The following is a 17336-nucleotide window of genomic DNA, read 5'->3' as shown; positions in this document are numbered from 1 at the left end:
CTCACATGTGGACTTTGGTCTCCCGGATCTCACACAAAGGCGTCCAGCTCCAACCGTCCTCCGTACGTTCCCAGGTACTCGTCATCGTATTGCCGTCGGGACCAAAAACGACCCGCACCCGCTCGAATTCACCGGTAAAGCGCCAAATCCCGTCCTGCAGGCTGCCTTTGTAGATCCGGGCATTCCCCATACTGTCGAAAGCATATATCATATATTGTCTGATGGAGGTCTCATAGCCTATAATCCGAGCACTCTCCAGCCTTTGCCCATAATCCATCCGTCCGCGGTGCGATATGAAAAAGGACCCTGGCAGCCATTCATAGTATTGTTCCGTTGCCACGGTCAATCCCGGCATAATAGCTTCGCCAACCCACTTGCCTGTGAAGACGTTGAGCTTGCTTACCGCAACGTCGGGTGAGCGTAACCGGGGTTGCTGTGTGGCGTAATAATCCGACATGAACCGTTCCTCCCAATGCTGTCTCTGGTTTATCCTCATTCTAGCATGGGAGGAGCGGGGACATTTCTTATCGATTGCGGCTTTTGAATTTATAACCAATGAATAGTCCGGTAAAGACAATGACCACCCCTGACCAGAAAAACCACTGTTGCACCCCGTATCGATCGACAACGGGTCCTGCCAGCACAAGCCCGATCGGCGACGAAAGCAGCGTGATGCTCGTGACGAACGAAATCACACGACCCAAGCGTTCAGGCTCATAAGCCTTCTGAATCATCGCCATATAAGGCCCGTTGAAGAGCGGTGCAGCCGCCCCCATCAAGAACGATAAGAACACGAATCCAATGAAAGCTTTACTATCGATCACACCGCTTAGGACACAGGTGAACCCGATCAAAACCAAACTGAAGCTCATATACGTCGTGTCTTTAAATTTCGAGGCGAGAACAGACAACAAGGCGCCCCCAACAATCATTCCAATGCTGAACACGGCCTCCACAATACTGGCGCTCGTTCCCCCACGGCCAAAATGGGACAGCGTCATAAGCGGAAACAAAGTGGCTAGGGGCATAAAAACAATCCCGAAAATCGCCGTGGCGATTGTAATGATCACGATCGGCTTGACGGTGACGAACTCCTGCCAGCCGAGCTTGAATTCGAGGAAAAACGATGACTTCTGGATCGTCTCCGGCTTCGGTTGATGAATCGTGACGAGCATCAGCATGAGATTGGCCAGCAAGGCGCCGATGACATCCAAGAACAGTACGGTTCCAAGGGACGTAGCCGAGTAGACAGCGATACCGAGTGCCGGTCCGATCACGTTGGAGAAGGAAAAGACCATTTGATGCCAGCCTGCCACCCGCGTCAATTGATCTTCCGGGGCGATAAGCGGAATGCTCGCCTGGAAGGCCGGAGCATGGAAGGCGGAAGCCGTCGAGCGGATCATTAGAATCGCGTACACAACGCCTAAGCTTGGTTCTCCCAAGAAGAAATAAGCGCCGAGAAGCAAGCTGCAGAACGCTATGGAGCTATCGGCTACAATCATCGTCTTCTTGCGGTTCCACCGATCGAGCCAGACTCCGATGAAGGGTCCCAGCAGCGCTTGAGGTAAAAAAGCGGCGAGTCCGGCGACCATCAGCACCGCAGCGGACTCCGTCTTTTCCGTCAAATGCCAGATGATCGAGAATTGTACCATTGAAGAAGTTAAGATCGAAAAGAGTTGACCGCTGAATATAATCGCAAACGTTTGTTTCCATTGAGTGTTCATAGGTAGGCCTCCTTTTATTTTCCGCCGGGTATGCTGAAAAAGGTACACTACAAATAAACCCACACCATTTAAGCAAAAAAATGGCGGAGTCGATCCGTATTGTACCTGGGCTTACCTCAAGCGGATGGAAGGAGTCAAAAGGAGCACCTCCATTACAAATTCACAAACCATCTTAGCAAACCGTGCATGAAGGATGCAAGGTGAATCATCGCTTTTTTGGAGCGAAAAAGGAGCTGCTTTGCAGCACGCTCCCTTCCGAACATTATCGATTCTTTTTCTCCGCCGCCCAAGCGTCCAACTGTTTCTGGAGCTCCGCCAGTACTTTGTCGACACCGGCTTTCTTCAGCTTATCGATATACTCGGGCAAGTATTTGGCCGGATCAATCGTCCCCGTGAACAGCAGCGGCTCATATTCCGCCCGGATGGCCGCTACGTTGGCATTCTCCGCCTTCACCGGCGCATCGTTGAAGTTGAACCCGAACGTCGGCTGCACGACGGCCGATTCGTTCAGCTTCCGGGTCACGGCCCATGTATCCGGCGCTTGGCCTTCGATCAGATAGCCGTTGAACACGTTGCCGAAAACCCAATTGGCAGCCGTGTACCCGCTGTTCGGATTGATTTTCACCGTGTTGTCGCTCAGCTTCGTGTGGTGTTTCCCTTCCAGGCCGAAGCTGAGCAAATTAAACAGCTCCCGGTTCGTATTGACCAATTCGAGCAGCATCATGGCACGTTCCGGATTGCTGGAGGTGCGGCTAATGGCGGTCAGCGTGGCGATATTGGATGTGCGGGTCGTCGTCACGTTCGTAAGCGGAATGCCGACGATCTCCCTTCCGCCATTTTTCGCTTTGATCTCCGCTTCATACCCCGGCTTCATCGAGTATTCGATGGATGCGGCGAATTTGCCGTTATATCGGCTATCGATCTGCTTGACCGTGGACGCATCCTCATTGATATAGCCTTTCTCGAACCAGCGGTGCATCAATTCTACGAACTGCTTGTATTCCGCCGTGCCTTCCATGAAGTTGGTCCGATACGACGGGTCGCCGATCTTCACCCCGTAATCGTCATAACCGTAAAAGAACGGATGAAACTTCGTGAGCGGACCGACGAGCATGAACGGAACGATCCCAGGCTCGCCCCGCTTGACTTGCTCGAAGAACGGCTCCAGATCCTCATATCGTTTCACTTTGCTGACATCCAACCCATATTTGTCGGCATATTCTTTAACCACATTGATGCCGTAACGGGAAGTTACCGTTTGATAGTTCGGAACCGCATAGATCTGGCCTTGATGCTTCGTCGCTTCCCACGTAAACGCCGGGATCGCCTTCTTCGTCTCGGGAGCGTAAGCGTCGATCAGCTTGTCGAGCGGCAGGAACGCACCCTTCTTCACGTTCTCGTCGTAGTTGAACGCCCAGTTCGCCGTCCAGACCAGGTCGAATTTCTCGCCCGCGGCGCTGGCTGTGTTCAGCTTCGTCGTATAGCTGCCGAAATCGATCGGCTTCAGCTTGACAGTGGCATGAATTTTGGATTTGGTGATTTTGTTGACCTCGTCTTCAATCAGCTTCTGGTCAGGCGGCACCTGGGCAACGCCGTAATACCAGGTGAGCTGGACGTCGGGCAGCGCGTCTCCGCCCGCCGTGGCAGCCGGTTGGGCCGAGCCTCCGGTTGCCGCAGGAGCGCCGCCGTCTCTGCTGCTGCACGCCGTGGCGAAGAAAATCGTACAAGCGATCAGAATGCCGACATACCGAGCCTTCTTCATTGAAACCCCTCCATCTGTTTATTCTATCATTGATTGGGACTACCCTTTTAACGAACCTACCGCGATGCCCTGCACGAAATACTTTTGGAAAAACGGAAAGACAAACATCATCGGGCCGGCCACCATAATGACCAGCGCCATCCGCATCGATTCGTTGGGCAGCTGGCTCATGTCCAGCCCCAAGTTCTGGATGTATTCGCTGTTATTGCGGAGAAAATCGAGCGTATTCATGATTCGGACAAGCAGAAGCTGGAGTGGAACAAGCTTGTCGTTATCGATGAACAGGAGCGCGTGGAACCACTCGTTCCAATAATTGAATGCGATGAACAGACCGAGCGTCGCCAGCGCCGGCGTCGAGAGCGGCAAGATCATGAGGAAGAAGATCCGCCATTCACTCGCCCCGTCCACTTTGGCCGATTCGATCAGCTCATGCGGAATTTTGCCCATGAATCCCTTCATAATGAGTACGTAGAAGGGAGACAGCATGCCGGGAAGGATGATCGCCCAAAGCGAATCTTTCAGATGCAGGTACTGCGTCATCAGGATATAGAACGGCACCAGACCGCCGGAGAACAGCATCGTGAAAAAGATATAAACCGTCAACGGGGCTCTCCACCGATAATCTCTTCTCGAGATCGTGTACGCGACCATGCTGGTGATCAAGAGACTCAGGATGGTACCGGTCACGGTGATGAAAATGGTGTTCCCGTATGCCCGCAGCAGCACGCCGGGTGTCCGCAGGACGAATTCGTAGGCGACCAAGCTGAAGCGGGACGGAAAGAAGGAATACCCGAACGCCGTCAACGCTTTCTCATCGGTCAAGGAAACGGATACGATCAACAGAAACGGCGCCACGATTGCGATGGACAGGAGGAAAAACACCGCATGGATGATCGCATTGCCTGCCTGGTTGCGGGTTGAAGCTACTCGTTTCAAGGATGCGATACCTCCTACCAAAGGGAATTTTCTTCATTGATTTTCTTCACCGTATAGTTAGCCGCCACCACCAGCACAAACCCGACCAGCGACTGGTACAGACCGACGGCGGCCGCCATCGAGATGTCGCCGCTCACGCTGAGCGCACGGTAGACGAACGTGTCGATAATATCGACCGAGTTGTACAGCAGCGGTGAATTGCCTGATACGAAAAAGTGAAGGCCAAAATCCCCGCGGAACATGCTCCCGATCGCCATAATCAACAGGATGGTGATGAGCGGGGCCAGCATCGGAATCGTAATCTTGCGCACCATCTGGAACCGGGTCGCTCCATCGATCCGCGCGGCCTCGTAATAAGACGGATCGATCGCCACGATACCTGCGTAATAGACGAGCGCCGAGAACCCGATCGATTTCCACAAATGGGCCAAAGTAAGGATCATCGGCCAGTAGGCCGGCTCCAAATACCAGCGTACTCGTTCCCCGCCGACCGATTCCAGCAGCCGATTGATGAAGCCGTAGTCATGATGCAGGAACATTTGCGCGAGGTACATAATGACGACCCAGGATACGAAGGTCGGAAGGAACATGACCGTCTGGTAATACTTGCTCCACTTTCGCGAAATTTCGTTCAGCAGAATCGCGACGAGCAAAGCGCAGAACGTCGTCACGATCCAAAACCAGACATTGTAAAGCACGGTATTGCGGGTGACAATATACGCCTTTTCGGTCAGGAAGAAAAATTTGAAGTTGTCGAGCCCAACCCACTCGCTCCCCCAGATGCCTTGGTCGTATCTGTAGTTCTTGAAGGCAATGATGACGCCGAACATGGTCAGATAGCTGAAGATGAAAATATAGAGGATCGCCGGCAGCGCGAGAAGGGTGAGCTCCTTATCGCCGCTGCGAAACTTCCTGCGGTGTTTCGTCTTGCCCTCGGCGGCGGCGAAACGCGCGACGACTTCGGATTGGCTCATGCGGTCTGTCCCCCCTTGTCGGATAAGATGGTTCGGATTCGTCGACGTTCCGCTCCCTCATCATGGCATACCGGCAAGCGCTTCAGATATCTCAAAAATTGAATATCGTATCAATTCCGATCGCCTAATTTGAGGTTTCCATCAAAATTCGCATCCTACCGATAACAAGAGCCGCCCTTTCCATATATCCGGGCGGCTCCGCAAGGCGAAGTTATTTGTCTTTAGCCGGCATTAACTCGATCGCGTTCCCCTTGGCATAGTTATACACGTTGAAATACCCTTCCGCCGCGATCGGATTATTCGGGTCGGCGTCCCATTCATTCAGGATCACGCGGGAACCCGATTTGAGGATAAATCGTTCTCCTGTAGAGGAACGAATGACGCCGATCTCGATCTCATATTCGCCGCCGGCTTTGAATTCCGTATTCGGGATAATCCGGACCATTTTCTGCCCCGGTTTCCACGTCTGGAATTCAATCTGGTCCTCCTTAATGACAACCAGGTAGCCTTTATTGCCGTTCACCCAGGTCGGATCGCCGGTGCGGTCGGAGCGCAGCGCGAACCCATACCAGCCTCCGCCGAACGCTCCCAGCTTGGCATTGAACCGAAGAAGCGCGCTGCCGAACTTCTGCTCTTCGTAACCGTATACGCCTTCTCCCGAGATTCGGATGTTCCCTTTATGAAAATCAACCGCATCCGAATCCGTCCATCCCTTCTTGTCCTTGACGGCCTTATTCAGCGATTGAATCGGGTAATCCGGCCAGGGGAGAACCGTAACGGCCGATTCGGCTTTTATTTGGTCATTCTCGTCGGATACGGCTGTCATGACCGCCGTTCCAGGCTGATGCGCCGACACCAAGCCCGTGTCGTCTACGCTCGCCACGGCCGAATCGCTGGACATCCACCGTACCTTCCGGTTGGAGGCTTCCTGCGGCCATACGCTCGCCGCCAGCTGGCTTCTCTCGCCCATCTGAAGCGACAGCGTGCCAGGCTTCACTTCGATTCCCGTTACCGGCTCCCGGATGAGCGAGAACTTCACGTCGTCAAACCGCATGTCCGTAAATCCTTCTACATAAAAACCGACTTTACCGCTAGGACTGTGGGACGGGTTCACCCCTAGCAGACGCAGCTCCCCGCCGACGTACAGGTTGACGTTCGCTCCTTGGACCACGAGCTTGATCTCATAAATCCGATCGGGCAGGAGATCGTCTTGGGTCAGGTCGACTTCCGCCAGCGTCTGCCACTTCGAGTCGTACAACGCCCATAAGGATCCCGCTGCCGTCTTCTTGTAGAAGACATACCCGCTGCCGTTCGTCCCGTTGCGTTCGTACATCAGGAAGTTCGCGCCGACAGGCATCGACGCAGGCGTCTTCAGCTTGTATTCGAGCACATAGTCGGTGAAGTCTCTCTGCGATTGGGCATTCGCTCCCCCGGCCAGCCGATACCAATGATTGCCTTCCGAATCCGCCTCAATGCTGTGATTGGCGTCTACCGGCCAGCCGTTACCGCCGGATTCGAAATCGGTGAAGTACATTACCCCGTCGCCGCCCACAACCGTCACTTCGCATTCGTCCGATAAAGCCGGGTTGGCCGCCGACCGCGCGGTGATCACCGCCGTTCCCGGCGCCAGCGCCTGCACGCTGCCGTTCGCGTCTACAGCCGCAACAGCCGGATTGCTGCTGCTGTATGTCACCGATGCATTGGTGGCATTCCAAGGGATCGCCTCGGCTAGGACGGCCGCGGTCTCGCCCAATCCCATCGTTATGTTCGCATAAGGAAATTCGACATCGAGGAGCTCGACGGTATCCGGCGCATGGGAGATCCCGACTTTCCCCTGCGTGCCGATCAGCTCGAACGGGATCTTGACGAAGCCGGGAATTTGGCTCCATACCGGTGCGTCCTCCCGCAGCCGCAAATCACCGCCGGTCAGATTCTCGAAGCCCGGATCCTGGTCGGTCACCCAGTTGCCGGCATAATTCAGCAGGCTGTACACATCCCTCGCGCCTTGCGAATTGACCTCCGAGGACCGCTGAACCGTCGGGTTGTAGATGACGTTGTTCGTAAAACGGTTGCTGTCCGGATAATAGCGGTTCTCTTCGAAGAAGCGGCCAAGCTCCGGATATTCGGTCAAGTACGGGGTACCGATGAAATTGTTATACCGCTCGAAGATCGCCTTCCATTGCGGCATATAGTCGGTATCGATCTTGTTGCCGGGCCCGTTGCCCATGAACATCTCTTGGTTGTCGTACGGAACGAACGTGTCGATGAATAGATTATTGTCCGCCTTAATGTAAGACCCGGCATTGCTTTTGATCGCGGCATTTCCCATCTTGTAGAAAATGTTCTGCTCGATTGTCAGCCCCATCGTCAGGTTGTCGGGATACACTCCCTCCACGCCCGGCTTGTGCTCTCCGATATGATGAAAATAATTGCGCCGGATGACCGTCCCCCGCTCCTGCGGGGTCGCTCCAGCATTCATATAGATCGCGCCGAGGTCGGAGAACAGTTTGCAAATGTCGTAGACGTTGTTGTATTCGACCAGATGATCGTTGCCGAAAATCAAGATCCCCGGATGCGGCGCATCGTGAATCTCGTTGCCGGCCGCCCGGTTGCCGACTCCCCGCAGGACGACGCCGGGATTGTAAGCTTTGTTGTAGAAAGCGAAGTCATGAATATGGGAGTTCGTCACCTGATTGTTCCCCGGTGTCAGAAGAGCCGCGTCCCCGCCGTTCAGCGTAACGGCCAGCGCCCCGATATGGTGAATGTGGGTGCTGTCAATCGAATGATCGACGCCGACCAGCGCACTATCCGGAACAGGAGCCATGAACCGGCTCGGCACGTTGACGTACACGGCGCCGCCCGCGAAGTTGGCAATGTCGAGATGCGAGATCGTCACGCCGGCGCCTCCGATAATAACCGCCGCCGTATCCCGGCCGTACTCCAGCATGAGCTCTTCGAACCGGATATGGGAAGCTCCCATCGTCGTGATCATGGGCCCCTTCAGCGTCGTCACCGTGATGTCGCCGTGTCCGGTCAGGAAGGCCGCGTTCGGAAGAACATACAATACGCCGTTCTTCCGGTCGATGTAATATTCGCCCGGCGCGTCGATCTCTTCCAGCAAATTCTCGGCGAAATGGAAATCGGGGTACCAGTTCTTCTGGATGCCGGACATTTCGCCATACTGCAGCGTAATCGACCGGTTCTCGGTATCGATGCTCGCGATCTTGTTGTACGACCACTCCCAGCTGTAGCCGAAGATGCCGTCCAGCCATATGTCATCCGCTTGCGTCCAGTACCTGGGACGATCGTACTCGTACTTGAAAGTCCCTCCTCTCAACTGAAGATCCGGATCGTCCACCGTCGGCCCGGGATCCACGATATCCCCCATTTGGACGGTTCCGTTGTTCGGCCACCGGGCCAGCGTCATGCCTTTCCCGTCGACGTACAGCTGCATCGGCGGCAGCAGGCTGATATCGCTCGCCTTCCAGTAACCGTGCCTGCTGAGCTGTCCATAGTCGGTCAACCCGTGGGCCGCCAGGTCGAACTGCAACAGTCGGCTGCGCGCCTCCGGATCGATGATCCGCTGCAGCACGGCCGGGTCGGTAACAGCCTTGAAGCCGGAGCGGTCCAGCTTCGTACCGCCTGACAGCCGAACCGTCTCGCCGGGATAGGCGCGATAGACGATCGGGGAATCGGGGGTACCGGAATCCTCCTCCGTCAGCTCGAACGATTCGCTCCTCGGATAAGTGCCCTCTCTCAAATAGACGGTTACGCCGCCGGCCGGCAATCCGAACTCGCTCTTGAGCGAACGAATAGCGTTCCTCGCCATCTCCAGCGTACGGAACGGATCGCTTGGCCCGCCTGAATTGGAATCGTTCCCATCCGGAGCCACATAAAAAGCCTTCGCAGTCGTCCCTTCCAGTGCATGACCGCTCGGGGCAGCCAGCCAGCCCAGCAGCAGCCAGGCCAAACATAGTGCCGCCCAATACCGTTTGCTCATCACCAACACGTCCTTCCGTGATTTTGTGTGGCCTTGCGGTATTTATTCTGGCTGGCGGCGGACGCGGCGGCTATCCCAAAACGAAGACAATGTCCCAAGAACCGTTGCAGAATTTGCATTTCGTATCAATTTATCGAACCGTCAAGCCGTCTCTCTTCCCCGAGCGCCACATTCATCCGGAATTCTCTCGGCGTCAAGCCGTATTTCTTTTTGAACAGCGTGATGAAGTAGCTCGCATTGTTGAAGCCGAGATAATCGGCGACTTCCTTCACGCTGAAGCTGCTGCTAAGAAGCATCTCGCGCGCCTTGTCCAGCCGGTACCCGTTAATGTAGTCGCCCACGGAAACGTTCTCGTATTGTTTGAAAATGCGGCCCACGTACGCCGAAGACATTTTGAAATACGACGCCACGGATTGCAGGTTCAAATTGATGTCCAGGACGTTTTTCTCCACGAACTCCTTGATCGCGTCTACAATGATTTTGTTCTTGTCTTCTTTCTGGGCTTCCCTCTCCGCCAGGCAGACCTGCTCCAGAAAGTGCTCGATCTTCTCACGCATCTCAGCCAGCGTATCAGATCGAATGACGCTGGTCCCCAGCGTCTGCATCGCGACCGAGTTGAAATGAGCGGCGAATACAGGCTCCCGAAGCACTTGCCGGATCACAAGTACGATTTGCTGAACGGCGAACGTCATATCGTCATAAGGCAAGGCGGCAATCGCCGCAAACCACTTCTCGAGCAGAGAGCGGATCGTCTTATCGTCTCGGGCACGGATCGCTTCTCCAAGCTTCTTTTCCCATTCGATCGGAATCGTATACTCCTGACGGGTCATGTTGCCCTCAACATCCCCCGGCGTGATAACGGATCCCGGGCCATACAGCAGCCGATACATCAACTGCTGAACCGTCACCCGGTACAAGGTACTGACCGCTCTGCAATCGGATAGAGGATGGCTCACCGCTGCAGAAAACGTTCTTCGGTAATAATGGCGGCAAGTCTCGACCGATTCCGCTAGCAGTGCCCGCAGGGCGTCCGAATCCGATCTGGCGCCAGTCGTCCGCACGATCGCCACCAGGAAATCGTTCTTCATGTCCAAAACACGAACCGGGAAGGAACCGGCAATCGTCTCTTCCGTGATATTGCACACGACAAACCGGAATAAGTCGTCCTGCACGGACGACCGGGAAGCCGGCGGCAGCGTATCCGGTGTCAGCACGGCTACCATCCAGACCGGTTCCGCTCCTCCTTCCTTCGTGAACAGATGGGGAAACGCTGCGCGACACTCGCCCAGCTCCTCCTCGGTCAGCGATCCGCTGTCGGTTAGCCAGCGCCGCAGATAATAGTCGTTTACGATTTGCTGATTGCGATTCTCTTCCTGACGGGCCAGTCGGAGCTTGTTCAGGGTAAGCTCATACACGCCGGATATGTAGCCCACTTCATCGTGAGCTTTGGGAACCCCCGCCAGTGGGACGAGCGCATTGCGTCGGAATTGCTCCGTCAGCTTGCCGATCGGCTGGTACAACCGGTTCGCGACCGCGGCGGACAGCACGACCGAGCTCAGTAGAGCAAGTCCAATCAAGAGGAAGGAGATATCGCGAAAGGACTGCACCCGCCCCATCACTTTATCGTAGGGCAAGAGGCTCATAATGCTCCATTCATTCACCCCGACGCCGATTTTGGAAATCAAGTATTTCTCTCCGTTAATCCGGCGGACCGTGAAAATGCCGGGTTCTGCTGCGGAAGCGGCCGCCGACCGCCAATTGGCATCCGCGAGCCTCATCGCAGCCTCGTTGTGATAAGCCAGTACATCCCCCTTCCGATCCAAGAGGACGATCCCGTCTTGCTGCCCACCGAGGATGTTCAGATTGGAAATATTATCAAACACCCATTGCGGCCTAATATTAACGATAACCGCATTGGGAAGCGCGCCGTTCGTCGGATGGCTTTCAAGGACGAAGAAGGAGAACAGATCCACATTCTCGCTCCGTTCATTCGTCTTCATGGGCACCATTCTTCCACCGGTCGATGGTCCGGATTGCAGCAGGATGCGATGCGACATCTCTTCGAGTTCATTCAAGTGCTCGCGGGACCATGTTCCGGAGCCCCCGACGTACATGCGCTCGGCGACGCCGCTGTAGACGGCGATGGAGTCAACGAAGGAGGTCGAGTCGGCGACCGTATCCAGCATGCGCAGCGTTTGGAATTTCGTGAAGGAATCCGGATCTTTGGCGTTCATCAAATAAATCATGCTCTTGTCGAAGCTCATCATAATCGCGATATTTTGAACGATCTCATGCAAATAATTGATGTTGTATTTGATTTGGGACAATACTTTTTCATTAGCATCCTTCTGTGTCTGCAGGACGATGTTCTTGGAATAGGCGTAATAGGCGATTGAGAAAAGGACGAGCAGCCCGACAACGGATAGGTTAAAGTACAGCACGATGCGCTGCAAATATTTACGGCCCTTCGGCAATCGGATGATACCCATCGGAGGGCACCCCCTTTTCCTTGTTAGACCCTATCATTCACGCATCGGGATTTCCTGTCAATCCTAAAAAATGCGAATCATGCAAGAAATGCGGCTTTTTCGAAAACGGAGTCGCTCTTTAGCGAAGCGGAAGAAAAATAAAGACCGAGAATCCTTGAAGAGGATATCTCGGCTTGGCGAGTTGCATCACATATTTCGTCATAAGGTTATTTCTGCGCAATCTGAATAAGGTTGCCGCATGTATCGTCAAAGACAGCTATTGTGAGTTCGCCCATTTTGGTCGGCTCCATGGTAAACTTCACGCCGTTTTCCAATAATCGTTTGTGCTCCTTATTAATATCTGCAACGCCAAACATTGTTGCTGGGATGCCATCGGCAAATATCTTCTTTTGATACTCTTTGGCCGCAGGATGGTCATTCGGTTCAAGTAAGAGCTCGGTACCGTCTTGCTCATCGGGAGAAACAACCGTGATCCACCTAAATTCTCCGACGGGAACGTCATGCTTTTTTACAAAGCCCAGTGTTGCTGTATAAAACTCCAATGCCTTGTCTTGATCTTGAACGAATACACTTGTAACGATGATTTTCATAATGTTTTTGCCTCCTTTGAAATTTGCGACGATGGTGCTCCGCTAACAATCTGGCTTCAATCAGAAATACCTATACATTCGTCAGAAGTTTATAAATAAAATTACTCTATCCATCCTTTCAGCAAATTTTTAAGGGGTTCGTTGTTGAATATAACCACTCGGTATTTTCCCTTTTTTTCTGATTTTACGAGCCCTGCATCTTCCAATGCAGCAAGATGTTTAGCTATCGCCTGTCGCGAAATGGTAAGGTCGTGCTTCATAATTAGACGTACCGTAAGTTCATACAACGTCAACTCGTTGCGTTCGGAGAGTTCGTCTAACATAAGCCGCCGAGTCGAGTCGCCAAGTGCTTTGAATATAGCGTCTTTGTCCCAATTCATATATTAAGTATAAGCAACCTACAGGTTGCTTGTCAAGTACAAGCAACTTTAAAGTTGCGTAAGATCATTTTAAATTATGCTGCCCGCCAACACAGCAGGCCATCGACTAGAGTCGATGGCCTGCCGTATTATTTACCTATTCGTGTACCTGCTTAACGTCCCAATTCGTAAGTATCAAGGATGTCGGTGCTGCTCAGCACGCGGTTGTAGACGTGCATGTCGTCGATCCAGCCCTTCCAGTAGTTCGACGACGTCTTGCTGACCCCGATGAGCAGTCCGCCGGCCTCGGAAGTTACCGTTCTCGCCGCAGAATTCTCCAGATTCCCGTTCATGTAGACCCGTGCCGTGGTCCCATCATAGGTGACAGCGATGAACACCCACTGATCGGGCGGAATGTTCGTCGTCCCGAGGAGCGGCGTACCGCCAAGATAGGTGCCGACGACGCCCGTGCTGTCGCGGTACAGCCAGATTCGGCCGTTCGTGCCGCTCTGCTGCAGGACATATTGCGCGGTGCTGGACGCTCCGTCCAGCTTCACCCATGCGGTGGCCGTGAAGTTGCTCGTCCCCGGATTCAAAATGCTGCCGGTGGAAGCGTAGTCGTTAATGCCATCCAGATACAAGGCGTTGTTCACCCGGCCGGCGACGAAGCTGGCGCCATTCACGAGCGTGGCGGGTTGGTTGACGCCGTTGGAGTCGTTCGCCGTCGTACCGGACGTCTCGTCGAACTTCCAATAGGTGCTGTTGTACAGGTCCTTCATCTCGGTGGCATTGAGCTTGCGGTTGTAGATGGAAATGTCGTCCAGCTGACCGTTCCACAGGTTGCCGAACGTTTTGCTCGCTCCGAAGATCATCCCTCCGGCCGGCTCGGAATTCAGGGCGATCGTACGCGATCCGTCCAGTTCGCCGTTCAGGAACAGGCGGACCATGGAGCCGTCATAGGTGACGCCGACATGCGTCCATACGCCAACCGGGATCGTGCCGGTCGAGAATGTGGCCGTACCGCCGAGGAACGTCTCGAGACGGCCGTCGAGGTACCGGTTCAGCCATATTTTGCCGTTCGTGCCGTCCTGCTGGATGATGTAGTTCGAGATGCCCGTATCGGCATTCAGCTTGACCCAGGCCGTGGCGCTGAAGCCCTGATAGCCGGACGGGGAGACCGGATCCAGAATGTGCGGAGCGGTTGCGTAGGCGTTCGTTCCGTTAAGGCTGAGCGCATTCCCGATCTTGCCCGCAGCCCAAGTGCCGTTTACTACCGTCGCGGTGTGAGCGAATTCCGTGCTGTCCGCGGCCGATGTCCCGCTGGACTCGTCGAATTTGTAATAGGCCATCCGTTCCAAGTCCGAGGCGCCCAATGTCGTGAACGCGGCGAAGCTCTGCGAAGGCAGGCGCACCTCAACGTTGCCCAGGTAATCCGCGGATACGGCCCCTTCGTCGCTGATCCCGCCGTCGCCGTTCTTGTTCCAGATGTATAGGCGCATCGGCTTGTTGGCACCCAGTCCGCCGATGGAGATCGTCGTACTGGCTCCCGTGTCGTTAAGCGCGTAGACCGCCAGATTGCTCGAATTGGGATCCTTCAGAGCGCTCACCAGCTTGCCTGTAACGGAGCCGCTCACGCTGACGATATTCCAGTGCGGGTTGGACGTATGCGTGAACAACCGGATGACATTGTACGCCGGCTTAACTGGATACCCGTCCGTCCCGTTGCCAATGACGCTATGGTATTGGGTGCCGTTGTCATATTTCGCTTTGTAGGCGTCCCACTTCGTCAGGGCAACGAACTTCTTGTTGATTGCATTCATAGTGAACCACGCGTGCTGGAAGGCGTTCACAAGCGTATCGCCGATCGGGGTGGTCGTGCCGTTCAAGCAGCCGGGATCTTGCGTGCACACCGTCTTGTCGCCGCGTACGCCGTACTCCATGATGTATACGGGTTTGCGGGCGGCGGCCGGCATCGCGTCGACGATCGCGCGTACGTCCGTCAGGCGGGTCAAGCCATAAGCCTTATTGTCGTAATCCCAATAGATGTGGACGGAGTACCCGTCGAGCACATCGCTCATGTTAGCGGCCATGTAATCGAACCACGATTGCTGGTTGTTGAAGGTTAAGTCGCCGCCGATGAATTTCAGCCCGCTGCGAATGCCGAGAGTCGTAAGCTGGGAGTGCAGCGTCCGGTAGAACGTTTCATAATCGCTTTGAGTGATGGAGGTTGTGTTCACTTCGTTCTGGATGGTCACATATTTGACGTTAGAGTAGCCCAGTGTCACTTTCAATCGGTACAGCTCGTTTGCGAAATCTTGCATTTGGGTGGTGACGTTCGTGTAGGGGCCGTGCCAATACGTGATGTTGATCTCCGCCCCGGTGTTCTGAGCGAGCAAGACCGTTTTCTCAAAAGAGGACATGTAATCCGGATAGTTGACGGTATCGAGCGCCTTGGAGTCAAAGAAGATGCGGACAATCTGGGAATCGAGCGCTTTGACTTCGTTCTCGAGCAGCGACACGTTGCTCGTGGTGATCCCGTCCACGGCGCTGATGGAGGCGTACAGATTCTGGTTGTACTCGGTACCGTGGCCGACAAAGTCGGACTGCAGCACCGTGCCTTGGTTGACGGTGAACTCGGATGCGGCGAAAGCTGACTGAGGAGGAAACGCCAGGATGGAAGAAGCTACGGTAAGGATGGCCAATGCGGATACAACTGATTTCCGAATGCGCTTGAACGACAGCATACTCATTTTCCGCTTCACGCTCCTTGGGGGGATGGTGATCGGAGACACCGAGATGTAACCAACTCTCTAGGGGACAAGAATCCAATGTCGCATGATTACATCTTGGCATGCATCCGACCGATTTGGAACTTGGATTCTTTGGGACGGTCCCGGTGTTGAGGACGGCAAGCTTTTTTCTTAATTCGCACCTCCTGACTCGAGCCATGCTGTGATAGGAATTACGCCCCTATTATACGGGTCCTGGAAGCCCGAAACTATGGCATTCCTTAGCGTACTATGTGTTTTTCTCACCAGATCGGCGGCTGAAAGAATAGACAAAGCCTGGATCACCAGCGAACCCCCACATTGGGCCTTCTCCAACCCCCTGCACCGCCTTTCGTCCTACTGTCCCGTTCGTATAATGCACCTGCATTGCATCTTTTTTCGCGGATCCCGGTTATACTCAGATCTAGTCACATAGTCCCGCCATCCCCGACAAGGAGTGATTCCTTTGAACCGAATCTGGATCGCCTTCATCCTAATTGCCAGTATCCTCGACGCCAGCCTGACCGACATAGGCCTGCGGCTCCACCTGATCGGGGAGGCCAATCCGATCATGAGCTTCCTGTACGACCACATGTATGTAGGCTTTTATGCCCTGAAAATCATCCTCCCGCTTTCCCTCTTCTTCCTGATGGCCAAAATCGGCAAAGGCATGCTTGTCCATGGATTGTTCAGGTTGTCCGTCCTCGTGTACGTCGGCATTCTGGGCATGCACTATTACTGGATTTCGGCCTCGCTTAGCCTTCACGCTTAAGCTCCTCCTGCGCTCCCGGTAAGAAATCGGCCCTCCTTGTGATACTATAGAAAGTAACCATTCTCGCAGTCCCAGGGAGCCGCGCCATGTCACTCAGCATTCAGGATGAGCTTCAATTCCGCTTATTCCAGGTCCAGACCTTCGCTTACGAGTCTCGTACGATCCGCGACTATACCCAGCCCTTCACGACTCTCTCTTATGTTGTCGAAGGGGAATTGGCCGTCACGGTCGGCGAGGTGACCCGTGCCGCCCGAACCGGCGACGTGATGATTCATCGGCCGCATATCCCATTCTCCCTTCAGGCGAGCCGGAGCGGACAGCACCGGTACGTCAACCTGGACATCCGGGTGCAGCATCACCTCGATTTTTTCCAGCTCTATCCGCTTGGACGAGTGGTTACACTTCGCGATGCTGCGGCTTATGGCCGCACGTTTCAACAGCTCGAGTCGGTATGGCATGAGCCCGACACCGTCATGCGCCACGTCCGCGCCATGTCGCTCACGCTGGAGCTCGTCAGCCTCCTCATCGACAGTGAGCCGCGCGGAGAAGCCGACGTCCGGACGGAACCGCAGGACCCTTCCCACCGGTTCCATGGCGTCATCAGGCATATGGTGCGCCACATAGGGGACAAGCTGACGAACAAGTCGCTCGCCCAGCTCGTTCACTTGCACCCGACTTACTTTCAACGCGCCTTCCGGGCCGCGTATGGCGTCAGCCCGATGGAGATGCTCCGCCGCATTCGGCTGCGCCGGGCGAGGCAGCTGCTCGAGGACCCGCAGATTACGCTGGAGTCGATCGCCCGGACTTGCGGATTTTACGATGCTTCACACTTGAGCCACTTGTTCCTGCAAGAGCATCAGCTCGCCCCCGGCGAGTATCGAAAACGTATCGTTTCTACAAAAACCGGGGTGTTTCATACAATGCCCGATTCCCCCGACTCCCCTTACAATGGGAGATAACTG

At 54.6% G+C, this 17336-nt stretch carries 12 protein-coding genes; 2 read left to right on the top strand and 10 right to left on the bottom strand.

Annotation, left to right across the window (positions count from 1 at the left end; genetic code table 11):
* Position 1: 1 nt before the first annotated feature.
* The 10 genes from ACI5FR_RS29845 to ACI5FR_RS29800 all read right to left on the bottom strand — a co-directional run bounded on the left by ACI5FR_RS29845 (position 2) and on the right by ACI5FR_RS29800 (position 15584).
* Entirely contained in the window at positions 2-457 is a 456-nt protein-coding gene (locus ACI5FR_RS29845; RefSeq protein ID WP_405461288.1) for a hypothetical protein, read from the bottom strand.
* A gap of 67 nt (positions 458-524) precedes the next feature.
* Positions 525-1724, bottom strand: coding sequence for an MFS transporter (locus ACI5FR_RS29840; RefSeq protein ID WP_405461286.1), 1200 nt, complete (start codon positions 1722-1724; stop codon positions 525-527).
* A gap of 262 nt (positions 1725-1986) precedes the next feature.
* Positions 1987-3486, bottom strand: coding sequence for an ABC transporter substrate-binding protein (locus ACI5FR_RS29835; RefSeq protein WP_405461284.1), 1500 nt, complete (start codon positions 3484-3486; stop codon positions 1987-1989).
* 39 nt (positions 3487-3525) lie between these two features.
* Positions 3526-4422: a carbohydrate ABC transporter permease gene (locus tag ACI5FR_RS29830; protein ID WP_405461282.1), complete on the bottom strand. Its 897-nt coding sequence runs from the start codon at positions 4420-4422 to the stop codon at positions 3526-3528.
* Between the two features lie 14 nt (positions 4423-4436).
* Entirely contained in the window at positions 4437-5396 is a 960-nt protein-coding gene (locus tag ACI5FR_RS29825; RefSeq protein WP_405461281.1) for an ABC transporter permease, read from the bottom strand.
* 211 nt (positions 5397-5607) lie between these two features.
* Positions 5608-9396, bottom strand: coding sequence for an Ig-like domain-containing protein (locus tag ACI5FR_RS29820; RefSeq protein WP_405461279.1), 3789 nt, complete (start codon positions 9394-9396; stop codon positions 5608-5610).
* Between the two features lie 125 nt (positions 9397-9521).
* The gene (locus ACI5FR_RS29815; protein ID WP_405461277.1) at positions 9522-11885 is read right to left on the bottom strand and encodes a helix-turn-helix domain-containing protein; all 2364 of its coding nucleotides are present in this window, start codon (positions 11883-11885) and stop codon (positions 9522-9524) included.
* Positions 11886-12091: 206 nt separating this feature from the next.
* Positions 12092-12475, bottom strand: coding sequence for a VOC family protein (locus tag ACI5FR_RS29810; RefSeq protein WP_405461275.1), 384 nt, complete (start codon positions 12473-12475; stop codon positions 12092-12094).
* Positions 12476-12576: 101 nt separating this feature from the next.
* Complete coding sequence (locus ACI5FR_RS29805; protein ID WP_405461273.1) at positions 12577-12855, bottom strand: ArsR/SmtB family transcription factor; 279 nt, start codon at positions 12853-12855, stop codon at positions 12577-12579.
* Positions 12856-13007: 152 nt separating this feature from the next.
* Complete coding sequence (locus ACI5FR_RS29800) at positions 13008-15584, bottom strand: LamG domain-containing protein (protein WP_405461271.1); 2577 nt, start codon at positions 15582-15584, stop codon at positions 13008-13010.
* 484 nt (positions 15585-16068) lie between these two features.
* Here ACI5FR_RS29800 and ACI5FR_RS29795 point away from each other — a divergent pair, with 484 nt between their 5' ends.
* Both ACI5FR_RS29795 and ACI5FR_RS29790 read left to right on the top strand, forming a co-directional pair.
* Complete coding sequence (locus tag ACI5FR_RS29795) at positions 16069-16374, top strand: DUF5658 family protein (RefSeq protein ID WP_405461270.1); 306 nt, start codon at positions 16069-16071, stop codon at positions 16372-16374.
* A gap of 86 nt (positions 16375-16460) precedes the next feature.
* Positions 16461-17333 (top strand): AraC family transcriptional regulator, encoded by an 873-nt coding sequence (locus ACI5FR_RS29790; protein ID WP_405461268.1) that lies wholly within the window; start codon positions 16461-16463, stop codon positions 17331-17333.
* Positions 17334-17336: the final 3 nt, after the last annotated feature.

It is taken from the genome of Paenibacillus sp. HJGM_3 (assembly GCF_045062745.1).
GTDB lineage: Bacteria > Bacillota > Bacilli > Paenibacillales > NBRC-103111 > Paenibacillus_AA.
Note: the sequence above shows the minus strand (reverse complement) of the source record. Positions and strands in the feature narration are given on the sequence as shown.